This is a genomic window from Opitutaceae bacterium TAV5 (genome assembly GCA_000242935.3).
In the GTDB taxonomy this organism is placed as follows: Bacteria; Verrucomicrobiota; Verrucomicrobiia; order Opitutales; family Opitutaceae; genus Geminisphaera.
This window is the reverse complement of the sequence record CP007053.1, coordinates 3,324,162-3,344,936: the sequence shown is the minus strand read 5'-3', so window position 1 is coordinate 3,344,936 and position 20,775 is coordinate 3,324,162. Positions and strand designations below refer to the sequence as shown.

Sequence of the window (20,775 nt, the reverse complement as noted above, 5' to 3'; positions counted from 1 at the left end):
CCATTCGCAGTTGGCTTGCCTGCCTTGGGTTTGAGAAAATCATACGCCTTTGCGCACGATTTTTCAGGGCAGTTTTGCAACGGAATCGGCAGGGACACGCGGCAGAAAAAGCGTCCGGCAAAATCCTCCCCCCCCCCCCCGGCCCCCCGACCCCGGGGCCGGGCGCACGCCTTGCGCCGTCACGCCGCCGTGCGCGTCTCGTCGGGCTCGGCCGAGGCCGCGCCGCGCGACGTGCGCCGTTCGCCCGCTTTCACGGTTTTTTTCAGGTGAGGCCGGCGCGTGCCGGCCACCACCGCAGCGTCCACCACCACTTCCTTCACGTCGTCGCGTTGCGGCAGGTCGTACATGACCTCCAGCATCAGGTTTTCCATGATCGAACGCAGGGCGCGGGCGCCGGTTTTCATATCCACCGCCTTTTTCGCGATGGCCCGCAACGCATCCGGAGTGAAACGCAGGCTCACACCGTCGATCGCAAAGAGTTTTCCGTACTGTTTCACCAGCGAGTTCTTCGTGCGGATGAGGACCTTTTCGAGGTCGGCCACGGTCAGCGCGTCCAGCACCGACACCACCGGCAGGCGGCCGATGAACTCCGGGATCATGCCGAACCGGACGAGATCCTCCGGCGCGAGGTTTTTCATGATCTCGTCCGCCGTCTTCAGATCGGCATCTGCGGAGCCGCCGCGACCGGACCCGGCTGCCGCCGAGCCAAAGCCGAGCGCGCGTTGCCCGAGGCGGCGCTGGATGATGCCGTCGAGCCCGACGAACGCCCCGCCGCAGATAAAGAGGATGTGCGCCGTGTTGACCTGCACGTACTCCTGGTTCGGGTGCTTGCGGCCGCCGTTGGGCGGCACGCTGCACACGGTGCCTTCGAGAATCTTGAGCAGGGCCTGCTGCACGCCCTCGCCGGATACGTCGCGGGTGATGGACACGTTGTCCGTCTTGCGCCCGATCTTGTCGATCTCGTCGATGTAGATGATGCCGCACTCGGCCTTTTTCACATCGCCGCCGGCCGCCTGAAGCAGGCGCAGGACGACGTTCTCCACGTCCTCGCCCACGTAACCGGCCTCGGTCAGCGTCGTGGCGTCGGCGATGGCAAACGGCACGTCGAGCACGCGCGCGAGCGTGCGGGCGAGCAGTGTCTTGCCCGAGCCGGTGGGGCCGGCGAGCAGGATGTTGCTTTTCTCGATCTCCACATCGGCAAACTCGACCGGCGGCGTGATGCCGACCGCCGCGGTGGCAGGGGCGCCGGCCGCGCCCGCCTTGCCGGCGCGGGCCGCAGCGGGGAGAGAACCGGAGCCCGCCTCCGCCGCCGCATCGCTCTCGCCGCCAAAACGAAGCCGCTTGTAGTGGTTGTAGACGGCCACCGACAGCACCTTCTTCGCATGGTCCTGCCCCACCACAAAATCGTCCAGAGCCGCCTTGATCACGGAGGGCTTGACGAGACGGAAGACCGGGCGCGCCGCCGGCGGCGGCGTGGTCACCGTCGCCGTCTCGCGGTCGATGATCGTCTTGCAGACGGTGACACAGGAATCGCAAATGTAGACGCCCGGACCGGCGATCATCTTTCTGACCTCCGACTGCGATTTGCCGCAGAAGGAGCACAGCGTCATGCGCGAGGATTTGGCCATAGCCGGGAAATATTGCCAGGACGCCCCGCGTGTCGAGGCGGGATGCGATGATCCGGAGCAAAGCGCGCCTTCCCGCCATTCATTTTTTTCTCCCGCCTTCCTCCCCCGGCAGCGGATCGCCGCGATGAAGCACAATCCTTGCCAAACACCGAATCCCGCTTGCCAGAATTGCGCCCGGGCATTTGCTCCTGCCCTGTGCCCTCCATCAAACATATCTTTAATGAGCTGCATTACGAGATGACCCAGAAGATCGCGGAAGGCGGCATGGGGCTCGTTTACAAGGCCGTTCAGCGGGGCGCCGGAAACTTTCGCAAGATCGTTGCGATCAAACTGATCCGTGAAGAGTATTCCACCGTCCCCGAATTCCAGAAAAACTTCATCGGCGAGGCGCAGCTCGTCGCCGACCTGATCCACACCAACATCGTCCAGACCTACCATCTCGGCCAGATCGGAGGACAATATTTCATGGTGATGGAGTTCGTGAACGGGGTAAACCTGGAGCAGTTTCTCGAACGCCACCGCGCCCTCAACCGCGAGATTCCCGTCGATCTCGCCGTCTTCATCATCTCGCGTGTCGCCCGCGGCCTCGCCTACGCCCACACCAAGCGCGACCCCGACGGACGCCTCCTCGACATCGTCCACCGCGACATCGGCCCCAAGAACATCATGATTGCCCACGAAGGCGACGTGAAGCTCACCGACTTCGGCATCGCGAAGGCCCTCGACCTCATGTACAACGAGGAAGGTCAGGTCATCGCCGGCAAGGACGAGTACCTCTCGCCCGAGCAGGCCAGCTACGCCGTCACCGACGCCCGCGCCGATCTTTTCGGCCTCGGCATCGTGCTCACCGAGCTCCTCCTCGGGAAAAACATCTTCCGCTCCGCCGACCGGCTCGAGTCGCGCCGCAACATCCTCGAACTGCCCATCCCCGCTTTCGGCACCCTGCGCGAAGGCATCGACGACCGGCTCGAGGCCATCATCGCGCATCTCCTCACCCGCGACCGGGAAAAACGCTACCAGACCGCCAACCAGGTCCTCAACGACCTCGAACTCTATCTCTACAGCGACGGCTACGGGCCGACCAACGAAAAACTCGGAGCCTACCTCCGCGAACTCATGGGCTGAGACGCGTCGCGCCCCCGCGTCCCGGCCCTTCCACGACCACACGACCAGTACCTTACAGAGCGCACGCAATGAGCGGACCTTCCTTCAGCCACGAACTCAGACAAAAACAGACGCAGTCCCTCGTCCTCGCCCCGCAACTGCGTCAGTCTCTCAAGATCCTCCAGGTCGCCGCCCTCGACCTCCGCTCCGTCATCCAGGAAGAACTCGAAGCCAATCCCACCCTCGAGGAGCTCTCCGGCGACAGCGTCAGCCTCGACCAGGAGCGCGACAAGCTCTCCGCCAGCAACGAATCCGACAACGACGCCTCCGGCTCCGACGACTCCGATCGCAACGACGCCGGCAATGAAGCCGCCGGCGACACCGACTCGCTCGATTTCAGCAAGGAGTTCGAAGTTCTCGGCAAACTCGGCGAGGACTGGCGCGACTACATGTCCCAGGCCGGCGGCAACCAGCCCTACACGTCCGAAGACGCCGAGCGCCGCCAGCACTTTTTCGATTCCCTGGTCAGCGAGACCTCGCTCCAGGAGCACCTCATGCGCCAGGCCGAGCTCTCCGACCACGAGCCGGACATCCGTGCCGCGCTCGAACACCTCATCGGCGGCCTCGACGAACGCGGTTTCTCGACCCAGACGGCCTCCGAAGTCGCCCTGCAGGCCGGCCTCCCGCTCGACGCCGTCCAGGAAGCCGCCCGCCTCCTGAAGACGTTCGAACCCGCCGGCATCGGCGCCGCCGACCTCGGCGAATGTCTCCTCCTCCAGCTCCAGGCCAAGGGCCGCGGTGACAGCCTCGCCGCCCGCATCGTGCGCGACCACCTGGATCTCCTCACCCGCCGCCGCATCCCCGAGATCGCGCGCAAGACCGGCACCCACACCGACGACGTCCAGGAAGCCATCGGCGAGATCGGCGCACTCGATCCCGCCCCCGGCCGCCGTTTCGCCGAAGACACCAATCGCGTCGTCACGCCCGACGTCACCGTCGAGAAAGACGGCGACGAATGGAAAATCATCCTCAACAGCGACTACATCCCCCGCCTGCGCATTTCCGGCACCTACCGCGACCTCATCGCCAAAGGCACGCTCAACAAGCAGGAACGCGATTACCTTCGCGAGCGTATCCGCTCCGGCAAGTTCCTCATCAACTCCATCGAGCAGCGCCAGCAGACCATCGAACGCATCACGCGCGAGATCCTGAAAGTGCAGCACGAGTTTTTCGAGGAAGGCGTTTCCAAACTCCGCCCGCTGACCATGACACAGATCGCTTCCGCGGTCGGCGTGCACGAGACGACCGTCAGCCGGGCCATCGCCAACAAGTTCATCGAGACGCCGCACGGCATCTTCGAGATGAAGTACTTTTTCACGCCCGGCTACGCCTCCAGCGGAGGCGAATCCGTCTCCAATACCAGCGTGAAGGAGATGATCAACGACCTCATCGCCGGCGAGGACCGCAGCCACCCGCTCAGCGACCAGGAAATCGTGGCGAAGCTGGAGAGCAAGGGCATCAACATCGCCCGCCGCACCGTCGCCAAATACCGCGAGGAGCTCGGCCTCCTCCCCAGCAACCTCCGCCGGGAATACGTGTAGGAGGCGCGCCCGGGAATTGCATTGATTCCGGCCATCACCGCTGGCACCCGTCCTGCGTATGGCGAATAGCACTCCCTCGAAAAAAATCACGGACTACGGCGCCCGCGGTGACGGCCTCGCCGACGACCGGGAAGCCATTCAACGCGCGCTCGATGCCCGCCCCGGTCACATCGGGATTCCCCCCGGCCACTACAAGATCGGCGGCACCCTCCGCATCCACGCCCACACCCGCCTGAGCCTCGCTCCGCAGGCCACCCTCTCCCTCGCCGATGGCGCCGCGCGCACGGCCGACGACTACCTCCTCACCAACGCCAACCCCGAGGCCGCCACCGCCGACGCCGGCATCACCATCGAAGGCGGCATCTGGGATGGCAACAACGCCGGCAATCCGCGCCCGCCCGGTCTCTTCGACGCGGGCTTCTCCGGCGCCATGCTCCATTTCCGCAACGTCACCGGCCTGTGCCTGCGCAACCTCCACCTGCGCGATGCCGAAGCCTACCATCTCCGCCTCACCCACGCCCGCGGTTTTCACATCGAAACCATCCGCTTCAGCTCCACGCGCGTGCGCCCCAACAACGACGGCGTTCACCTCGGCGGCCACTGCGAGGACGGCGTGATCCGCGATATCAAGGGACTCCACCCCGGCGTCACGGGCGACGACATGGTCGCCCTCAACGCCGACGACGCCCTCACCCGTACCGAAGTCAACGGCATGACCTGCGGCCCCATCCGCAACATCCACATCGAGGACATCGAGGCCGAAGGCTGCCACAGCTTCGTGCGCCTGCTCAGCGTCTGGTCGCCCGTCGAAAACATCACCATCCGCAAGGTGCGGGGCACCTGCGAGGTTGCCGCCATCAACTGCGATGCCGCCCGCGGCTGCCGTGTGCCGCTGTTTGACGAAACCGCCCCGCCCTTTCCCGACGGAGTCGGCCTCCTTCGCAACATCGACGCTTCGGACCTGCTGGTCGCCAAGTCCGCCAACAATTCCATTGCCCTCCTCCGCTTCGAAACCCGGATGGAAAACGTGCGCCTCCACCATTTCCGCCGCGACCTTTCCCGCGATCAGGCCCCCGGCCAACCGACGCTTCGTCTGCGCCATGTCGCGCTCCGCGAACTCCGGCAAACCGCAACCGGCGCCGGACGCGCCGTGCCTTTCGGCGAATGCGTCGAATCCGACGCCGCCGACATCCCCGATCTGTTCATCAACCCGCAGTGATGCATTCCCGACGCAGGCAACTGCAACGAGACGGCTGATTTCCCCGCTCCCCCCCTCCGCCATCACTGTTCGACGAGTGCTTCCAGCAGTCGGCGCGGAAGATCCCGCGCGCCATGCAACACACGATCCCGCGAGTCCGTTTTCGCAAGTGGCCGACGGATTGACTGGCTACCCCCCCCCCCGGCTCACTGCACGACAACGCGATGGCATCCGTTCCATTTGCCGGAGAGCACAAGTCGCTTCCCTTGACGAACGGCATCCACGGCCTGTCCGTCGAGCCGGACGTCGCCCGCTCCGGCAACCGGAAGCTCGAGCCGCGCGGTGACACCGGGCGGAAGGGAAAAATTCAGCGTAAACGCCTCGCCGTCCCTGCGCCAGTCGACCACGACCGGACCAAGCGGAGCCGGCACCTTGGCCGTGCAACTCGCGAGCGGTCCGGGATGGGGACGGATGCGAAGGCATTTCCAGCCGGGGGCATCCACCTGCACCCCGGCAACGTAACGTGGCAGCAGGTTGGCAGGCGCGGCCCCCCAGGCATGGTTCCAGTCCTGGTTGGGCTTGTAGTGCTGATCCCATGCTTCCCACGTGAGCGTGGCTCCGCTTTCTGCCATATGTTTCCAGCTACGGCCTCCGTCGGCGGTGATGAGGCCAAGGGCGGCTTCGTCGGCGCCGTGTTCGAAGAGGGCTTCGAGCAGGTATTGCGCGGCGTAAACGGAGCAGGCCATTCCCCTGCGGATGAGAAACTCCACAAGACCCGCGCGGTGTTCCCCCGGCACAAGGCCGAAGGCGAGAGGAAACAGATTGGCGTGCAGCGAGGCATGACCGGTGCCCTCGCCATCGCGGTAAAGGCCGCGCGCCGGATCGAAAAGGACGCGCTGAAACGCCGCGCCGGCACTCCGTGCGCGCGCCTCGAAAGCGTTGGCATCCGCAGCCCTGCCAAGGGCGCGAGCGAGCACGGCCATGAGGGCGAGGGCGCGCAAATGGAAAGCGTTGACCACCGTGTTGACAGGCATGAACACGTAGTTGTCGCGTTCGCCGGGGGGCCAGTCCACGATGTCGTTTTTCATCTGTTCGGGCGTGCCGGCAAGGAGACCGTCGGGACGGGCACGCTCGGGAAGCAGTTTACCTGCAAGCGCCTCGTAATGGGCGGCGACCAGGCTGGTGTCGCCCGTGTGCAACCAGTCGGCGTGGGCAATGAACACCATGTGCAGGCCCCATTCGGTGGAGCGGGTGGGACGCCGGAGGAGATAGCGAAAGGTGTCGCGCGCCATGCTGAAATCGGGGTCGCACGTGTAGTGGCTGAGCTGATTGAGCCAGGCGTCGGCCTCGTAGGGACGGCGTTCGCGGTCGCCATCGACATACACGCCGGCAAAGGTGGTCGCCTTGATGGTGTAGCGGCACAATTCCCATATCCGGTCAAGGAGGGGATCGGAGCAGGTGAAGGCGGCCGCATGGTCGTCCCAGGTTTTGGCGAAAGCCGCCCGACGGCGGACAACCGGCGGCGCGGCGTCAACGGGCCAGCCTTCGATCTCGACCCAGCGAAAGGGCAGCACAACGCCCCATTCGGGCGGAAGAAGAACGGCGATTTCGTTGGTGTTGCGTTCGTCGGGAGGCGGGGCGACGACGACGGGCCTCCCGTCGCCGGCAAGCGAAACGGCGACCTTCGCGTAACGGACGGAACCGGGCGGATGACGTTCGATGCGTCCGCCGGAAAAGGCTTCCCCGAGGTGGACGACGATTTCGCCCGTCATGCCGGCAGGCGGAGCGAGCTCCAGGTTGCCAAAGGCCACGCGGCCGAAGTCGATCAGCCAAAGGCCCGGGGTAACTTTCGACACGCTTGCAGGGGCCTCGGGAAAGAGCTGGCAGGGGTGAACGGCGGGCATGACCCGTTCGGGCAGGGCGGCGGACGAGACATATTGTCCGGACGGAGTCGCGGGTTTGTTCATGGTTGGGCGGAAAGGGAGATGTGTGTAGTCAGTTTCAAATGCGTGACAGGCGACCCGGTCCGAAGCACGAGGGTCGCATGCTGATGGAGGGTTCCGGGCGTCAGCGTATTGTCCGGCATGGCTTCGATGGAAGCCGTCAACGGGACATCCGCTTCCCGGGAGACCACGATGTCACCAATGCGAATCTCGCCCGGAAAAAACGAGCAGGCCGTTTCCGGAGGCACCCCAAGATGCCAGCGGAAAAGAAGCGTGTCCGGCGCATGGAGTTCCACCTCGTCGCAAACGGTGACGGCAGCGGCATCCCATACGACCCGGCGGCTCCAGCGGCGGACGCCGGCGTAGCAGGCCGAGCCATCCATCGTCACGTCGCCGCCCGCGGCATCGAGACGGTTGACCGTGAGTGGCGCGGAACGGTGCGCGGCGTCGAGAATCTGGCCCGCGCCGCCGGCAAGCACCTGCGGCGTGAGCTCCGCCGGAGCATGGCCGCCCACCTGCAGCACGTTGTGCCCGGCAACGCTTTTGAAATGCGTAGGGTGTTCGGGAATACCGTAGGAAAACAGGCCGGCCTCAATCAGCACCGGTCGCCCCTTGACGATGAAATTGACATGACCGCGATCCTGATGATCGTGCGCGTCGCTCGCATGCCCTCCTCGCATCCAGAACCCGGATACGTCAGCCGAATGACCTTCGGCGATGCCGGCCGTGTTCCAGCTTTCGATCCAGTTGATCCGGGCGGCCACCGGATAGCTGGCGTAGAGGGGAAGAACCGGCGCGGAAGGATCGGTCAACCCCCTGCCCGCGCCGGCGCAGGCGGCGAGAAGTTCGGGCAGGATAACGGAGGGATTGGATGGCGCGACCGGAGCGCCGGCATTGTCAAGGGCAGTCGCCACCGCCTCCGTCGCAGGAAACGTGCGCAGATACCAGAAGGCGGCGGGATCACCGGTGGTGGCTGCGAGGGTGGCGACGAGCCCGCGGTCGATCTGGACCACGCGGGCGTCGAACGCGTTGATGGTGAACCCGGCGGGCTGGAGGTGGTGCAGGTACCAGACGGAGAATTTACGGAAAAAGGGATGGTCGAGGAGGCGCGTGTCGCCGGCCACGAAAGCGGCCGCCCGCGCGGCGGAGAGGGCGCTGGCCAGAGTGATGGAGCCGTATTCGAGACCTTCGACAAATTCCCCGCACGGACCCTGCGCATCCAGGGAACGGAGCACATTTTTCACGCCGAATTCGTAGTCGTCGAGATGCCGGTCGAGTCCGAGATGGAGGCTGGCGAGGATGATCGCCTCGTTGGGCAACACCCACTGGTTGCTGTGGACCGCCTCCTGTTGCGTGAACCAGTTGGGCCGGGTCCGCCAGTCGTTGCGGATGCCGGCAATCTCGGCCCGGAGGCGTTCGGCGATACGGTCAGCCAGACCGTCGGGAACGAATTCCGGAGGAAGCAACGCCAGGCTCCCGGTGATCGCGCGGACTGCCCAGCCGGTGCCAAGCCACGCTCCGTCCGGATGAGGGGCGCCGGACCAGCCGGGCCGGACAAGCGGAGCCCAGGTGGCGAGTTCGTCAAGCTGGCGACAGAGGTAATCGGCGAGCGCCGGGTCGCGCGTGAGACGGACGGCGGCAGCCAGGCGCGGCAGCCGGCGCTCGGCCAGCGGCCTGACGGCCTCGCAATCGCCCAGCGAAAGAGCAAACCGTTCCCAGCCGGCAGCGTCGAGGTGGGCGAGATGCGAGGGTTGCTCGCGGTATTTCATCCGGATCGACGCATCGGCCCGGAGTTCGGCGAGCGTGCGGGAACGGCGGATGATCGGCTGACGGGCAACGTCCTCGCGGGCGGCGGTGATGAGCCGGTCGCGGAGCGTCGCGACCTCGTCGGGCAGCGTGGTGCTCTCGCCGAGTTGATCGAGGATGCGGACCGGAGGGAGAAGAGGCAGGGTTTCGGTACTCATGAAGCAATGGCCAGGATACCCGGATATCGCCCTTCTGTCAGTGACGGAATCGGTCGAAAGGGTGTATTTTCAGGCTGACCATGCGATTGTGGATCGCCTGCCGGAACCGCCCTCCCTCTCCGAACCAGGCCGGCGCAGCCAGGCCGCTTCCCGGCACGAAGCGGTCGCCACGATCATTCTCCTGTCCGGAAATTCCGTTTGTAATCGCGCGGCGTCATTCCCATGTGCCGGCGAAAACAGCGACTGAAATGGGCCGAATCCGCGCACCCCACCTGATACGCCACCTGGGTGAGGTTGAGCTCCGGATCGAGAACAAGGCGGGCGGCATGCTGCATCCGGCGCGCCTGGAAATATTCCATGGGCCCGGCCCCCGTGGCCCCGCAAAACAGCCGGTGCAGGTGTCCGGCGGAGCATCCGATTTGTCGCGCCAGATCGGATACAAAAAACTTCCGGTTCTGCTGCACGCATTGCTCGATCAGCAGGATCGCCGCCCACACCTCCTCATGGAAAGGGATTCCCGATCCGCCGTCCCGGATTTCGTATTCCCGGGACAGCTCGTGGAGGAAACGCAGGAAGAGCAGCCTGATCGAAAACAACGAGGCGAACGGGTGCGCATACTCCGCCGTGATTTCGTCCATCATTCGCTCCAGCCGGGTCAACGTCGGTGAGGAAACTTCAAACAGGATCGGCGTTCGCACCGTCCCCGCCGGGAAAAGCGTCTTGCCCAGGAACAGCAACGCCAGCAGGCGCTGCCGGAGCAGCATCGGGTCGCCCAGAAGCCAAGGTGCCAGATAATAGATGTTCACCCCGTTCAGCCCCGCGGGCTTGCGCAGGCCGTGCACCCGCCCCGGCGGCATGATGACCACCGAACCCCGGCGCAACGGGCACACGCCGTCGTCGGAAAGATGCTCGGCGTGCCCCCGGAGTATCAGGCAAATCTCGTAAAACTCGTGGTCGTGCAGGGGATAGTCCCCGTGGTTCGAAAACGGATGGATGCGCACCGGACGGCGATGGCTCAACTGCACGCTATCCTGGCGAATTGTCTTCCGGGGAGAAAGGGGCGATGTGAGATTCATTCAAAAGAGAACCGGTTTCCTTCAAGACGGAGCCACGGCTCTCCCGTTAAAGTCAAGGCATGAAACCTTCCCCGACCAGCACCGCCTCGGCCGCTTCCATTGGCCGCTACAAAATCGCCCTTCTCGGCTCACCGGTCCGCCCGGATGTCCCCTGGACGGACGAAAACGTCCGGAAACTCCGGACCCTCGGCTTCAATACGCTGCAGCTCAACATTGCCTGGGGCGCCCGCCCTGCGGACGAACCGCTCAACCTCGAGGACGTGGTGGAGGTGCCGGCAGGGCGCGAGTCCGGATTCGCCCAGCCCGTCCCGCTGCGCAGCGACCGCTCGCCGGAGCGCTTCCAGGCCCGCCGCGAGGCTCTCCGGCACCGCATCCGCATCTGCCAGTCCACCGGCCTGCGCTCGATCTTTCACTTCGGGGCTCCTTACAATGCGCACCAGCGTTACGGAGATGCGCCCCCCAACTGCCTCAGCGACGAGCGGACGACGACGCGTTATGTGAAGTTGATCGAGCTCTTCGCCCGCCAATTCCCGGGCGTCGATGATCTCCTCCTCTACACCTACGATCAGGACGCGTGGCTCTGCGACGAGTTTGGCCCGTGCCCTCGCTGCGCAGGCATTCCTCTCCACGAACGCGTCGTTCCTTTCGTCAACAAGCTCGCGGAAGCATGGCGGCACGCGCAGCCTGCGGGCCGGCTCTGGTGGGAGCCCTGGGAACTCTCCGCGGGCCAATCCCTGCAATGCATCGATCTCCTCGACCCCGAGCGCACGGGACTCGCCCTGCACTCCAACATCGCGGAAGTCATGGCCACCCTGCCTGTCGATCGTTGGCTGAAACTCGCACGACACCGGGCGCGGGAGCGAAACATCCCCGTGGTCGTGGAGCACTTCCTCGGAGGCGCGACCGAGGAAGTGGAACCGTTCCGGCACCTGACCTGGCCCCACGCCCTGCTGCGTTCCCTGCGGGCGATCTCCGCCCTTTCTCCCGATGGCCTGAAGGAGTATTTCGGCTGCGATCCGACCATCGATGATCCGAACCTGCGACTGGCCGGCCTCTTCCTCACCCACTCGCATCTGGACGACCGGCAACTGCTCGAAAAGCTGGCCGAGCCCTGGGAAGACGCGGCCGGCTCCATGCTCGAATTCTGGCGAATCGCGAGCGAGGCCATGGAGCTCTTCCCGTGGCACACCTCGTGGTATATCCGCAAGATCGGCCTGTGCCGGGTCGATCACAACATGAAGGCTGCCTTCATCCGCGGCCAGCAGGCCCACACGCCCAGTTGGGAATCCAGCCGGCGTTCTGTATTCATGAATACAGACAACCTCCAGCCCGACCCGTGGATGCTGGAGGACGTCCAACTGCAATGCCAGCTCTCCGCGGAGCGCCTGGCCGATGCCCTGGCCCTGGGACGTGACATGCTGACAAAAAACCGGATCCCGGCCGACCTGGAACAAGGCTTCCGGAAGACGGTCGAGGCATGGGATGAATTTCGCCGCCGGGCCCTGTCGTATGGGTATCACATCCGGGAGACAAACCTGACCACGGTCATGCGCAGGCAACGGGAGGCAGGCCACGCCATCCCGGCCCGGGTGGTCGACGAACTCGTCGCCACCCTGAAAGCCGATCAGGAAAACCAGCGGAGTCATGAACCTTGCGGCCGTGCCCTCAGGCTGCTCGACGAAGATAGGGATACCTTCCTCTCAAAATACTTTCTCGTTCCCGCAGACGAGGCGGCTCCTCCGGCCTCACCCGATCAGGAGGAGGACATGCGGGCCTGGGAAAACAAGGGAGCGTTCAGCGTGACGTCTCGCTAGCGCCTGCCTTGTAGGGCCGCCGCTTGTCGGCGTGCCGCGAAGCCGGGCGGAAAATCGAATTTCACCCCGCATGCGCGGCTGCCGACAACCGGCAGCCCTACAACCCCCCCCTACACCGGCCTCCGCGCCCGGGCGAACTGCCCGGGCGCAACCCCGGCATGGCGTTTGAATTGTTTGGAAAACGAATACACGTCCGGATACCCCAGTTCCTGAGCCACGTTCTTGATTTGCGCCCCCTCTTCCGCGAGCAGGCACTGGGCTCGCTCCATGCGTTTTCCCAGCCTGAACTCTCCCGGCGAAACTCCGCAACGCTCCCGAAAATCCTGGCGGAATTTCGAATAACCCAGCCCCAGCGACTTCGCCACCGCCTCCAGCGGAAGCCGGCAGGCGAGGTCATCCGCCAGAAGAGCCGACGCCTTTTCGACAAACGCATCGCCCTGCTCCTCCGTGCCGTTGCTCCGTCCCAGCAACTCCGCGGCAAACAGGTGCATCTCCGCCAGAACGGTCGGCAATTCCGCATCTCCGCACGTCTTCAGTCGCTGCATGATCCGCTCGAACCGCACACAGATTTCCCGATCCACGCCGATGATCCTCCCCGGATTGCGCAGCGAGATCGTCCGCGTCGCCAGCAACAACTCGTGGATCTGAGGAGGCAGGATCAGATAACATTCGCAAAAACCGGCCGACGTCTCGAAAACATTCGAGTGCCGCACGCCGGGGAACCGCTGATACAACATCCCCGGCCCGATCCCGAACACGTTTCCTCTCACATCCTCGTAGCGCCCCCTCCCCTCCACGATATACACCAGGATGTAGCAGCGATCCACGATGTCCCGCCGCCCCCACTGCCCGCCCGTCTCCAGCCGGGCGCGATACGAAAAGCCGCATCCCATCCGCGCCCCCAGCCGGTAGACCCGTTCGTTGCGCGGACGAAAAACAATTCTTTGTGAAGACTTGGGCATGAGGATATCAATTATGACAAAATAGAAGTCATTCACACCATTTTTTACCGCTTTTCGACCTGATAGGATCATCGGCAAATAGAACAAATCCTCCCCATGCACACATCCCGCCGCCAGGGAATCATCAACATCGTCAACTTCATTCGCGGCATCGAACCGCGCCCGGGCCGCAACATCGACCTGGTCGAACCCGTCGTTCGCCAGCGCGCACTCGCCCGGCAACACCGCCTGCCGGTCACCTGGCTCATCCAATACGACGCGATGCTCGACCGCCGTTTTCTCGACATCCTGGAAGACATCGGACCCGAAGATGAAATCGGAGTGTGGTTCGAGTTCGTGCAACCGCTGGTGGAAAAAGCCGGCCTGCCATGGCGGGGCCGTTACCCGTGGGACTGGCACGTCAACGTCGGTTTTTCCGTCGGCTACGCTCCCGACGAGCGCCTGCGCATGATCGATATCTTTCTCGAAGACTTTCGCGCCACCTTCGGTTTTTCGCCCAGGGCCGCCGGCTCCTGGTTCATCGACGCCCACTCGCTCGCGCACCTCGAAAAACGCCACGGCATCGCCGCCTTCTGCAATTGCAAGGACCAGTGGGGAACAGACGGATATACGCTCTGGGGCGGCTACATCAACCAGGCCTACTACCCTTCGCGGCAAAACTCCTTCATCCCCGCGCAAACCATCGGTCAACAAATCAACATCCCCGTCTTCCGCATGCTCGGCAGCGATCCGATCCGGCAATACGAACTGCCCCGCGGCACCGGCTCCTGTGGAGGACAGGCCGTCATCACGCTCGAACCCATCTCCCCCGAAGGCGGCCGTAATCCCGAATGGACCGATCGTTTTTTCAAAAACATGTTCGAGACTCCGTGCCTGAGCTTTGGCTATGCCCAGGCCGGCCAGGAAAACTCGTTCGGCTGGCCTGCCATGGAGCAGGGTCTCGTTTACCAGCACCGCCGCATCGCCGAACTGCGCGACGCCGGGCTCATCCGCGTCGAAACGCTCTCCCGCTCAGGCGAATGGTTCCGCTCCGCCTATGCGAGCACGCCGCCCTCCGCCGTCGTTGCGGAGCGCGACGTGGACGCCGCGGATCGCGGGGCCACTTGGTATTGTTCAAAATACTACCGGTCGGGATTGATCTGGGAGGGCGGGGAATTGCGCATCCGCGACATCCAGCTTTTCGACGAAAGACGCGAGGAAGCCTTTCTCAAAACCGCCTGCGCCACCAGCGCCTGCAAGTATGATGCCCTGCCGCTCCTCGACGGTTTCCTCTGGAGCGGGGACGGCCACAAAGCCGGTCTGCGCCTCGTCCATGCGGACGGCACCCGCCACGACCTACAATCTCCGCCGCAAGTCACCGAACGCGACCCGCAAACGCTGCGGGTCCAGGTTGACGACCATTTTGCATTCACCTTCGGCGAGACCTTCATCGAACTGCGCGGCACGGCCGCTCCCCGCTCCTCCCCCGCCGGCTGGATGCTCGCCGCCGACTGGTCACCCACCGCGCCGTGCGCGTTTCGCGGCGTGGACGGCAACCGGCTTCGTTTTTCCCATGAAGGATACGACTACACCGTCATGCTTCTCTCCGGAAACGCCCGATCCATCCCTCACGGTTTTGTTCTTCAGCCGGATGCCGATGGCCTGGTCAGGATCGGCATGGCCGGTTGATCGCCCTGCGCCCCCCATGCTTCATCCCGGCAGCATACGCTTCTTGAAAAAACGAAGCCGACGCCTGGTTATAAGCGCATGACATTTCCCGAAATCGACAGAGTGACGATCGACCCGCTGGTGATGGGAGGGAAGCCTTGCATTCGTGGCATGCGTGTCACGGTGGGGACCATCACGGGCCTGGTAGCCTCCGGTGCGTCTTTTGCCGGGATACTCCGCCTCTATCCTTACCTGGAGGAGGCCGACCTGAAGGCTGCCCTCGCCTATGCCGCCTGGCGCTCCGGGGAGCGGGAGCTTGATCTCCAGACCGCATGAAGCTCCTTCTCGACATGAATCTGTCTCCGGAATGGGTGGCCGTTCTGGAGGCTGCCGGATGGCAGACGGTTCATTGGTCGATGGTCGGCAGAGCTACCGCCGCCGACACTGAAATCATGGCGTGGGCCAAGGCGTCCGGCCATGTCGTTTTCACCAACAGTCTTGATTTCGGCGCCCTGCTCCATGCCACGGGAGCGCAGGCTCCGAGCGTCATTCAACTTCGCGGTGAGGACGTTCGGCCCGCTTCGGCCGGGACGCTGGTTGTATCTGCACTGAAAGCGGCACAGTCAGAACTGATTTCGGGAGCGCTCGTTACCATCGATCCGAGAAAGATGCGGATAGCGATGCTCCCGCTCAAATCCGCGGCATCCTGATTTTTCACTCGAACACCAGCCAGCCATACCGGTCGGGTTCGAGAGCGTGGGGAGTCGGGCGCTGCGGATCGCTCCAGATCGTGAGCACATTTTCCGGACGGTGCCAGCGAGCGAAGTTGGCGCGGAGACGGTGTGGAGGCAGGGTGCGGAGGGTCGCTTCGGCTTGGCGGAAATCCTGATGCGCGGGATTGAAAACCGCGTTGTAGCCACCGATTTTTGTGACGTCGGCGATGTCGGCAAAAGGGAGGGCCAGTTCGGCTATCCAACCGCCCGGGATGATCTTGACCGCCACCCGAATGCCCGGCGGGTTCCAGTCGTAGTTCAACCAGTTCGGATAGCGGAAAAGCACGTCGGCCCACGCGCCGTCGGCGCTGATCTCGATGTTGAGTCCTTCGTGCAGCGGACCGGGTAGCGGGGCGGCAAGGAAGATCTCGGCGCAATCGTCACGAAACGTGTGATCGTCGCGCGCGGTATGTGTGGCGACGGTCTGCGCATCCTCGCACACGAAGGAAACGAGCAACTCTGTGCCGGTATGAAGAACGCGAACCGTCGTCTTTTCCGCCGTATCACGGGTGGGCCAATAGCTGCGCAACGCAATCGGGGTGGCCTGCTGCCAGACCGGTTCGTCAGCGACCCCGTCGATCTTCACGGCATCTCCGGAGACCCGCGGGACCCGCAATTCCGGAATTTGGGAATCGGCAGTGACGATAGCCGCAGACATGATGAAAAGAAACAGGCGGATGGCAAATACGTAGTACATATACCACTACTCATTGGACAGGATGCACGGCTGTCTGCGGAGCGTAGAGCGTGGCCGGAGTGGAGGAGAGTTTTTCCAAGCGGAAAGTGGCGGGAAACTTCGCCCAAGTCTCAAGAGAAACCACATTGCCGTCGCGCGGGATGTCGAAGGCGACTTCACGGACGAGAAGTTCGTTGTTGACCACCATGTCGAGAACACCGTCACGCATGCTCATCACCAGAGCGACCGGGACATCGGGGGCGATCACCGGCTGCGGCGAGGCCGCCTTGTCAGCGGTGCGCGGACCGACCCCGCGTCCCCAGCCGTTGAGCGGACCGTCGAGCACCCAGCGTCCGTCGTATTTGAGCGAGATGGAACCGATGCGAAGCACAAACCGGCGCGGCAACTGTTCGAACCGGAGCACGGCGGAAAAGGTATCCCCCACCGTGTGCTTCAGCGTGGCCACGACCCGGCTGCGTCCGGGGTCGATCGTGAGGGCCGGCCGCCCGCCAAGCGTGGCAGGTTTACTGCTGATTCCCTGGGCCCCCGTGTTGACGCTCCAGTCTCCGGGAGGGATGTCGGTCAAGTCGAACGGCGCAGCGGCAGGCGCAACGGCCACGCGCGAGGAGACCAGGCCGCCCTCGTAAAGGCGGATGTTGCCCGACCGGAGCGCAACGGGCGCGAAGGTCAGTTCTCCACCATCACGGATGGAGAAGGCCAAGGTGAGCGGCCTGCCGGCCGTGACGAGGGAACCCCATTGCAGGCCACGCGCCAGAGGCTGGTCATCGAGCGTGGCATCGAGAATGCATCCGCGAATATTGATCTTGAGGGAAGCGAAGCGGGGACGCCCTTCCGCATCGGTGGTGCGAAGCGGCGGGTCGAAAAGCCTGCCGAGGGCAGGCGGCGCATGCGGCGACGTGGTGTCGCTGGTGGCCGCGGAGGAACCTGCGCCCGAAACGCCGTGGGCACGGAACCCCTCCACGCTCCAGCCGCGCGCACGCGTCCAGACGAGTGCGCCGTCGCCGAGATACAGGCGAAAGTTGTCGGTCGGAAGCAGGAGAAATTCCGCGGAAGCGGCCGACGAAAGCGGACGGGCGGAGAAGACCGCGCGCACCTCGTCGCCGGCGTCCTTGCCGGAAAGGACCGCCGCGCGACGCCCGTCGGGCAGGAGACCCGGCACGGCTCCGGCCGGGAGCATCCAGCCCGCGAGCGTACCGGAAGCATCCCATGCCGAGGCGGCCAAGGCGGCTGCCTGTCGAGTGGAGGAGACACGCAGGACGACACAACGTCCGGGAGCGAGGTCGACCGTGCAACGTCCATCCGCAAGCGACCAAGGGGTGCCGGTCAGGATGTCTTCGGTATCGGCGAGAGGCTCCGAACCGGAGGACGCGAAGAGGCGGCTCAGGTCGAGCGCCACGCTGTCCCCGGCCAGGCCGGTGTTGCCGACAATCACCAGCGCCTGGTCTTCGGTCAGGTAGAGCGAGACGCGCGAGTCACCGGTGCGGCTGCGCATCTGAAGATGCGGATTCGGTTTCCAGTAGGGATGGAAAGAAGGCGCGGGTGCATCGGGGCCGGAGGGAGCGATCTCCTTCAGGACTTCCTGGAACAGGGAATTGTCGCGAATCTCGTTGTCGTGAAGCAGGGCGTAGGTGAGCGCCCGGAAAGGACCTTCGGAGCGGATCCAGCGTTTTACCCAGAAGGTGCCGCGGAAACCCCAAGGTTGCCCGCTGTAGCCGATGGCATAGGAGGCCAGCGGAGGCTGGTAGGAGGCGGGAAACCGGGCGAGTTGCTCGCCGTCGATGTAGTAGTCGAAGAAAGACAGCGTGTGCGGGTCGAGGCCGCCACCGGTATGGGCTGACATCGCGAGGGGACGGCCGGTGTCGGCAAAGATACCGCGGAGGCGCTTGAGGAACGTGCGTTGCGCGGTCACTCGCGTCGGCGAGTCCTCCTCCCACGTGATGTTGGCGGGCTGGCCTCCGCCGGCGGCATTGCCGGGGTTGTCGTCCGCCCAGGCAATGCCGAGACCATCGCTGAGAATCCCGGAAATGGCCGCTTCGTTGGCGAGCTTGCGGAACGCCCAAAGCTGAAGGTCGCCTTCGGGGCCGCGCTTGCTGGTCGCCCAGGCATTGACGTCCTTGCCGGGATTGTGGTGACGACGATAGAATCGCCAGGGCGGCTGCAGCATCATGTCCTCCTTGAACGCCTCGAAATCGGGAGAGTCCTCGGCCAGCCCCTGGCAGGTGTAGAGCGTGGGGATGCGCCCGACCGCGACCACGGCGGAAGCCCACTTTTTGAGCTCGGGGATTTTTTTCAGGTCGGGATAGCCCTGCCAGTCGCTCCACATCTCCCATTTGTAGTCGGTGACCCAGGGATTGAAGGTATGCTCCGGACGCGGGCGGGTGGGCGTGGGCTGGAGAAAGAAACGGAGAATCGGCTCGCCGGCGACTTCCGTCCCCATGGAATCGATACCGGGAAGAGACGCGGGAAACTGGCCGGGAGCATCGACGAGGTTGAATTCCATAAAAACCCGGTCGGCCTCCTCGACGAGGCGAACCTGCCGACGGATGTCCCGCGAGAAAAAGAGCGGCGTGTCATAGCTGAAGGCGAGTCCTCCTTGCTGGTTCCCGGTCCAGACGGGCCCCGCAGGCCCCTGGAATCCGTAGCCGTCAAGCGCGGCGATTTCCTGCACGAGAACGCGGTGCACATAGCGGGCGATGTCGCGGCGCACGGGGATGCGAATGCTCAGACGGGAAATTTTTCCCGGAGCAAATGCCTGGCCGTCGCCTCCAGCCGGCAGACGTATCCGCAATTTCGTTTCGACAAATCCGTCGAAATCGACCCGGGATTTTGTCTCGATGGAGACAGCCCCTTCGGGAGTCGTGGCGACCGCGGTGGCGGCCACCCGGGCGTTGTTGCCGTCGGGTGTGATGACCGGCGGGCGGGGTGAGAAGCGGAGTTCGCGTTCACCGACGGAGAGGATAATCTGGGCGGGGCCGGCAAGCAGCTCGGTCCCGTCGGAAAGGATGACGGACTCCGGAAGGCCGAAGGCGCCAAAGCGAAGGGTCTTGTCCACGAGACGAATGCTGGCGGCAGACGGATCGACATCCGGGCGGGTCCAGGGAGGCGGGATCTTGTCGTGGATGTAGTCGGCGCCGGCATCGGTGTCGTGCCATTCGGGCGCGGTGACGGCGGGCAGGTCGCGCGTGATGGAGTGCACCGGTTTCGCCCCGGACGAACGGGCAGGATCGGTCGTGTAGAAATCGAGACGGGCGGTGCGGGCAGGCTGGGTGCCGGGCTGGAGACGGGTGATAACGAACTGGCGGTCGCGGGCGGTGAGGCTGGCGGCGGGCTTGAGGGCGCGGGTGGTGTCGGGCAGGCCGGTGACGCGGAGAACGACATGCGTGGCCCGGGCTGCGGCGGACGGAAGCGGGCCGTCGATGATCCCGATCACGGAACCTTGCAACGGATAATAGCCGATGGCCACGCGCGCCTCGCGAGGCGGTTTTCCCGCTTTGACCGCCAGGCGGGCCGGAGGCTGTTCGCGGGTCGGTTGCAGGTCCCGTCCGGAGGCAATGCCGGATGTCGCCGACGGCGAAGGGAGCAGGCGGGCCTGGCCGAAGGGCATGCCGCGATAACCGCCGTAACCGGGGAGATGCCAGCCGATGAGCTGGGGCGGCCGGTAGCGAAGGATGTTGAGGAAGAGCGGTGTGGAGCCGTCGGCAATGCTCCGGAGAACCTCGGAGGTGGCTCCGAAACTGGCGAAGGGAATCTTGTATTCGACGGTCCAGCCCGAGCCAGTACGGGCGACGGCGGATTCGAAACGGGGAGCGGTCAGGGGGCGTTCGTTCCACATGCGCTGACGCGCCCCGGCAGCGTTGACGTTGAACTGATAGTAGTGGTCGGCCGCGACTGCGGGGGTGCCCATGGCGCCGTCGTAACCTCCCATGTCGAGAACCTCGCGCTCGACCGTGGCGGGTTCCTCCAGTCCGAGGACGACCTGCACGGAGTCGTCCTGCGTGAAATCTCCGTCATATCCTCGCTGATACGCCTCCGGATAACCGGGCTGATCTTCGTCGCAGGTGATGGCGACGTAGAGATGGGTGTTGTCGTATTTCAGACGGGCGGCAGTGCGGGCGTTGACCGGGGATGGCGACCCGGAATGCTCGCTGTCGTCGGTTTTCCCGAGGACAGTCGCGGGATAAAGCAGGGCGGCATCATCCCATTCACCGGCAGAAATCCGGCCATCGAGCGCCACAGGACTCCGCATAAAGGGAAGCGATGCGGAGGGAGTGTCGGAGGCCGACCGGAGAGGGGCATGGACGAGGGAAAAGAGAGGACCGAGGATGGCGATCGCGCGGAGAACGAATGATTTGGACATGAAAAGGCTAG

At 64.4% G+C, this 20,775-nt stretch carries 14 protein-coding genes; 7 read left to right on the top strand and 7 right to left on the bottom strand.

Annotated features, from left to right (window positions below):
* Positions 1-179: 179 nt before the first annotated feature.
* Positions 180-1,628 (bottom strand): ATP-dependent protease, encoded by a 1,449-nt coding sequence (locus OPIT5_14410; GenBank protein ID AHF91228.1) that lies wholly within the window; start codon positions 1,626-1,628, stop codon positions 180-182.
* A 237-nt stretch (positions 1,629-1,865) separates the two neighbouring features.
* Between OPIT5_14410 and OPIT5_14405 the strand changes: the two genes are divergently transcribed.
* The 3 genes from OPIT5_14405 (at position 1,866) to OPIT5_14395 (ending at position 5,552) form a co-directional block, all read left to right on the top strand.
* A complete protein-coding gene (locus OPIT5_14405) occupies positions 1,866-2,753 on the top strand; it encodes a serine/threonine protein kinase (GenBank protein AHF91227.1) in 888 nt (295 codons plus the stop codon).
* A gap of 68 nt (positions 2,754-2,821) precedes the next feature.
* Positions 2,822-4,333: an RNA polymerase subunit sigma-54 gene (locus OPIT5_14400; protein ID AHF91226.1), complete on the top strand. Its 1,512-nt coding sequence runs from the start codon at positions 2,822-2,824 to the stop codon at positions 4,331-4,333.
* 58 nt (positions 4,334-4,391) lie between these two features.
* Positions 4,392-5,552 (top strand): endopolygalacturonase, encoded by a 1,161-nt coding sequence (locus OPIT5_14395; GenBank protein AHF91225.1) that lies wholly within the window; start codon positions 4,392-4,394, stop codon positions 5,550-5,552.
* Between the two features lie 185 nt (positions 5,553-5,737).
* Here OPIT5_14395 and OPIT5_14390 read toward each other — a convergent pair whose 3' ends face one another.
* The 3 genes from OPIT5_14390 to OPIT5_14380 form a co-directional block, all read right to left on the bottom strand.
* Positions 5,738-7,498 (bottom strand): alpha-L-rhamnosidase, encoded by a 1,761-nt coding sequence (locus tag OPIT5_14390; GenBank protein AHF91224.1) that lies wholly within the window; start codon positions 7,496-7,498, stop codon positions 5,738-5,740.
* Positions 7,495-9,438 carry a heparinase gene (locus OPIT5_14385; protein AHF91223.1) on the bottom strand — a complete coding sequence of 648 codons (1,944 nt, stop codon included), beginning with the start codon at positions 9,436-9,438 and terminating at the stop codon, positions 7,495-7,497. The genes OPIT5_14390 and OPIT5_14385 overlap by 4 nt, the downstream gene beginning before the upstream one ends.
* 173 nt (positions 9,439-9,611) lie before the next feature.
* A complete protein-coding gene (locus OPIT5_14380; protein ID AHF91222.1) occupies positions 9,612-10,514 on the bottom strand; it encodes an AraC family transcriptional regulator in 903 nt (300 codons plus the stop codon).
* Between the two features lie 59 nt (positions 10,515-10,573).
* Here OPIT5_14380 and OPIT5_14375 point away from each other — a divergent pair, with 59 nt between their 5' ends.
* Positions 10,574-12,328 carry a hypothetical protein gene (locus OPIT5_14375; protein ID AHF91221.1) on the top strand — a complete coding sequence of 585 codons (1,755 nt, stop codon included), beginning with the start codon at positions 10,574-10,576 and terminating at the stop codon, positions 12,326-12,328.
* Between the two features lie 110 nt (positions 12,329-12,438).
* Here OPIT5_14375 and OPIT5_14370 read toward each other — a convergent pair whose 3' ends face one another.
* Positions 12,439-13,392 carry a hypothetical protein gene (locus tag OPIT5_14370; GenBank protein AHF94394.1) on the bottom strand — a complete coding sequence of 318 codons (954 nt, stop codon included), beginning with the start codon at positions 13,390-13,392 and terminating at the stop codon, positions 12,439-12,441.
* On the opposite strand from OPIT5_14370, the gene OPIT5_14365 reads away from it, so the two are divergent.
* The 3 genes from OPIT5_14365 (at position 13,387) to OPIT5_14355 (ending at position 15,647) form a co-directional block, all read left to right on the top strand.
* On the top strand, positions 13,387-14,958 hold the full coding sequence (locus OPIT5_14365) for a hypothetical protein (protein AHF91220.1): 1,572 nt from the start codon (positions 13,387-13,389) through the stop codon (positions 14,956-14,958). The genes OPIT5_14370 and OPIT5_14365 overlap by 6 nt on opposite strands.
* A gap of 78 nt (positions 14,959-15,036) precedes the next feature.
* Positions 15,037-15,273, top strand: a complete 237-nt coding sequence (locus OPIT5_14360; protein ID AHF91219.1) for a hypothetical protein — start codon at positions 15,037-15,039, stop codon at positions 15,271-15,273.
* A complete protein-coding gene (locus OPIT5_14355) occupies positions 15,270-15,647 on the top strand; it encodes a hypothetical protein (protein ID AHF91218.1) in 378 nt (125 codons plus the stop codon). The genes OPIT5_14360 and OPIT5_14355 overlap by 4 nt, the downstream gene beginning before the upstream one ends.
* Before the next feature lie 4 nt (positions 15,648-15,651).
* On the opposite strand, the gene OPIT5_14350 is transcribed toward OPIT5_14355, so the two are convergent.
* Positions 15,652-16,407 carry a hypothetical protein gene (locus OPIT5_14350; protein AHF91217.1) on the bottom strand — a complete coding sequence of 252 codons (756 nt, stop codon included), beginning with the start codon at positions 16,405-16,407 and terminating at the stop codon, positions 15,652-15,654.
* 10 nt (positions 16,408-16,417) lie between these two features.
* Entirely contained in the window at positions 16,418-20,764 is a 4,347-nt protein-coding gene (locus OPIT5_14345; GenBank protein ID AHF91216.1) for a hypothetical protein, read from the bottom strand.
* Between the last annotated feature and the right edge of the window lie 11 nt (positions 20,765-20,775).

What these genes read in the sequence shown, in the direction of transcription:
- OPIT5_14385 (AHF91223.1), bottom strand. Translation starts at nt 9,438, where the DNA reads ATGAGTACCGAAACCCTGCCTCTTCTCCCTCCGGTCCGCATCCTCGAT.
- OPIT5_14410 (AHF91228.1), bottom strand. Translation starts at nt 1,628, where the DNA reads ATGGCCAAATCCTCGCGCATGACGCTGTGCTCCTTCTGCGGCAAATCG.
- OPIT5_14360 (AHF91219.1), top strand. Translation starts at nt 15,037, where the DNA reads ATGACATTTCCCGAAATCGACAGAGTGACGATCGACCCGCTGGTGATG.
- OPIT5_14395 (AHF91225.1), top strand. Translation starts at nt 4,392, where the DNA reads ATGGCGAATAGCACTCCCTCGAAAAAAATCACGGACTACGGCGCCCGC.
- OPIT5_14345 (AHF91216.1), bottom strand. Translation starts at nt 20,764, where the DNA reads ATGTCCAAATCATTCGTTCTCCGCGCGATCGCCATCCTCGGTCCTCTC.
- OPIT5_14380 (AHF91222.1), bottom strand. Translation starts at nt 10,514, where the DNA reads ATGAATCTCACATCGCCCCTTTCTCCCCGGAAGACAATTCGCCAGGAT.
- OPIT5_14405 (AHF91227.1), top strand. Translation starts at nt 1,866, where the DNA reads ATGACCCAGAAGATCGCGGAAGGCGGCATGGGGCTCGTTTACAAGGCC.
- OPIT5_14365 (AHF91220.1), top strand. Translation starts at nt 13,387, where the DNA reads ATGCACACATCCCGCCGCCAGGGAATCATCAACATCGTCAACTTCATT.
- OPIT5_14390 (AHF91224.1), bottom strand. Translation starts at nt 7,498, where the DNA reads ATGAACAAACCCGCGACTCCGTCCGGACAATATGTCTCGTCCGCCGCC.
- OPIT5_14355 (AHF91218.1), top strand. Translation starts at nt 15,270, where the DNA reads ATGAAGCTCCTTCTCGACATGAATCTGTCTCCGGAATGGGTGGCCGTT.
- OPIT5_14375 (AHF91221.1), top strand. Translation starts at nt 10,574, where the DNA reads ATGAAACCTTCCCCGACCAGCACCGCCTCGGCCGCTTCCATTGGCCGC.
- OPIT5_14350 (AHF91217.1), bottom strand. Translation starts at nt 16,407, where the DNA reads ATGTACTACGTATTTGCCATCCGCCTGTTTCTTTTCATCATGTCTGCG.
- OPIT5_14400 (AHF91226.1), top strand. Translation starts at nt 2,822, where the DNA reads ATGAGCGGACCTTCCTTCAGCCACGAACTCAGACAAAAACAGACGCAG.